This is a genomic window from Trebonia sp. (genome assembly GCF_049794275.1).
Taxonomy (GTDB): domain Bacteria; phylum Actinomycetota; class Actinomycetes; order Streptosporangiales; family Streptosporangiaceae; genus Trebonia.
In genome coordinates this window covers 1-2,752 of sequence record NZ_JBARCR010000651.1, presented here as the reverse complement: position 1 = coordinate 2,752, position 2,752 = coordinate 1, and the positions used below count along the sequence as shown (strand labels likewise).

Below are 2,752 nucleotides of genomic sequence, written 5' to 3'. Positions count from 1 at the left end.
GGACAGTTCCTTCGGGTAGGCGGACTCGAAGCCGTCAAGGCCGATCAGGTCGATCGCCCTGAGCGCGCGCTCGGCCCGCTCGGCACCGGCGACGCCGCGTGCCTCAAGGCCGAGCTCGACGTTCTGCTGGACGGTGAGCCACGGCAGCAGCGCGAAGGTCTGGAAGACCATCGACACTCCCGGATTGGCCCCGGTGAGCGGGGTGCCCCGGTAGGAGACGCTGCCTGAGGACGGCGAGATAAGCCCGGCGACGCAGCGCAGCAACGTTGACTTGCCCGAACCCGACTTGCCGAGCAGTGCGACGATCTCGCCCTCGGAGAGGGTGAAGCTGACGCCCTCGAGCACGGGCAGAGCGTGGCCGTCCGGGGTGGTGAATGTCTTGGTCACCGACTCGGCCTGTACGATCACCGCGCCGGTCCGCGTCGCTGTTTCGCTGCTCACCATCGAGTCCTCCTCAGTTCGGCAGGACGTGCGACGAGGGTTGCGGGCTCACAGCGAGTACCGCCGTTCGGCTAGAGCGTACAGCCGGCGCCAGAACAGCCGGTTGGTGAGGACCACGTAGACGCTCATCACCGCGATGCCGACCAGGATCTTCGGGAAGTTCCCGGTCGCGGTCGCCTCGGCGATGTAGGCGCCGAGGCCGGTGGCGGTCAGGTGATGGGGGCCGTAGCTGACTATCTCAGCGACGATGGAGGCGTTCCACGCGCCGCCCGCGGCGGTGATCCCGCCGGTGACGTAGCTGGCGAAGACCGCGGGCAGGATGAAGTTCTTCCAGCGCAGCCAGCCGCGCACGCGGAGGTTCGTCATCGCCTCCCGCAGGTCCGAAGGGATCGCGGAGGCGCCGGCGATGACGTTGAACAGGATGTACCACTGGGCGCCGAGCGCCATCAGCAGGATCGCGCCGAAGTTGAGCGGGATGTGCCAGGCCACGAACACGAGCGTGGCGAACGGGAAGATGAAGTTGGCCGGGAAGCTGGCGAGCACCTGCACGATCGGCTGGGCAAACCTGGTCACCTTCGGGTTCATCCCGATCCACACCCCGATCGGCACCCACACCACGGTGGCGAAGGCGACCAGCACGATCACGCGAGCGAAGGTGGCGGCGCCGAGCGCGAAGGCGTAGCCGAACTCGCCGAGGCCGGTGGTGGCCCGGACGTAGCCCAGGGCCTCCCAGGCGCCGTAGGCGACGAGGACGGCGAGCACCCCGGCGAAGAACACGTCTCCGGTGCGTTCCCGTGTCCGCGAAACGATCAGCGGGTGCTCGGCGAGGCCGAACGGGCGGGTGACCCGGTCGAGCAGCCGGCCGACCGGACGCAGCGGGCGGCCGAGCTGCTCAGGTACCTGGGAGTGGCGCAGCACGTCGAGCACCAGGCTCCTTGGCCGTTCCGCCGATTCTGATTCCTCGACGCGGAACCGCTCCGCCCACGCGGTCACCGGCCGCCAGAAGACGAAGTTGACCCCGATGACGAGCACGATCATGACGAGGATGGCGAGCCCGACATGGCTCAGGTTCGCTTGGGCGATCGCGGCGGCGGCGTACGAGCCGATCCCGGGCAGCGCGTAGTGATGGTTCAGCACGGAGATGGACTCCGAGGCGGCGAGGAAGAACCACGCGCCGCCGAAGCTCAGCATCCCGTTCCATACCAGCGGTATCATCCCCGACGGGACGTCGAGCCGCCAGAACCGCTCCCACCTGGTCAGCCGCATGATGCGGGCCGCCTCGTCCAGGTCTCGCGGCTGGGAGACCAGCGAGTGATAGAAGGCGAACGTCATGTTCCACGCCATCGAGGTGAAGATGGCGAACACGGACGCGGCCTCGAGGCCGAGCTCGGAGCCGGGGAACAGGTTGATGAACGCGGTCACCGTCACGGCGAGGAACCCGAGCACCGGCACCGACTGCAGGATGTCGAGCACCGGGATCAGCACCTTCTCCGCCCGCCGCAGCCTGGCCGCCGCCGTCGCGTACACGAAGGTGAAGATGAGGGAAATGAACAGCGCCACGAACATCCGCAGCAGCGACCTGACGGCGTAGTACGGCAGGTTCGCCGGATCGGTCGAGACCTCAGACGGCGCCGTCTTGGGCAGGAACGGCGCGTTCAGCGCCGGACCGAGCCGCAGCAGCCCGTACAGCAGCGCGATCAGCGCCGCCACGACCAGCACGTCCGGCCAGCGCAGGGCTGGCCGTCGCCACAGGCCGCGCGCGGGGAATCCGCCAGGAACCGCCACCCGCTGCCCCTCTCCCGCGGTGCTGTATCCCCCAGGAGTAAACCTGGCCCGCCCCAGTGAACGGAAGGCGATGCTCAGGCGTCCGTCGCGTTAACGTTCCGCGCTTCGCGCGGCCTCGAGCAGAGCCTGAGCATCGGCCAGCACCTTGACCACGTCGCGGCCGAAACGGACGTCGAGCGGGTGCGGCCGCCCGGACTCGGCGCTGGCGGCCAGTTCCATCGCCGCCACGCGCAGCGCGTCCACCGGGTCGTCCGGCGTGGCCGGCATAACCGAGCGGCCGGCCTCGCCCCAGACGAACAGGTTGTTCCCCGCGGCCGGCGGCGGGGCACTTAGCGTCACGGTCGCGGCACTGCTCGCGCCGCCCGAGTGCCGGAGCACCAGGTGGGTGACATCGGTCCCGCCGGCCACGGCGGTAACCGACGTCACCGGGCCGAGGCAGGCCCACAGCATGGCGACCACGTGCGGCCCGAGGTCCCACAGGCCGCCCTTGTCCCGCCGCCACGGCGTGTTGAACGGGCTGTCCGGC

The 2,752-nt window shown here is 69.5% G+C and carries 3 protein-coding genes; all 3 read right to left on the bottom strand.

Annotation, left to right across the window (positions count from 1 at the left end; translation table 11 throughout):
- Positions 1–444 (bottom strand): ABC transporter ATP-binding protein (locus tag WA805_RS17515; RefSeq protein ID WP_425242866.1); only part of this gene is annotated, 444 nt, incomplete at its 3' end.
- A 45-nt stretch (positions 445–489) separates the two neighbouring features.
- Positions 490–2,226: an ABC transporter permease gene (locus WA805_RS17510; RefSeq protein WP_422274448.1), complete on the bottom strand. Its 1,737-nt coding sequence runs from the start codon at positions 2,224–2,226 to the stop codon at positions 490–492.
- 90 nt (positions 2,227–2,316) lie between these two features.
- The coding region (locus WA805_RS17505; protein WP_425242865.1) for a Gfo/Idh/MocA family protein at positions 2,317–2,752 on the bottom strand (436 nt) is incomplete at its 5' end.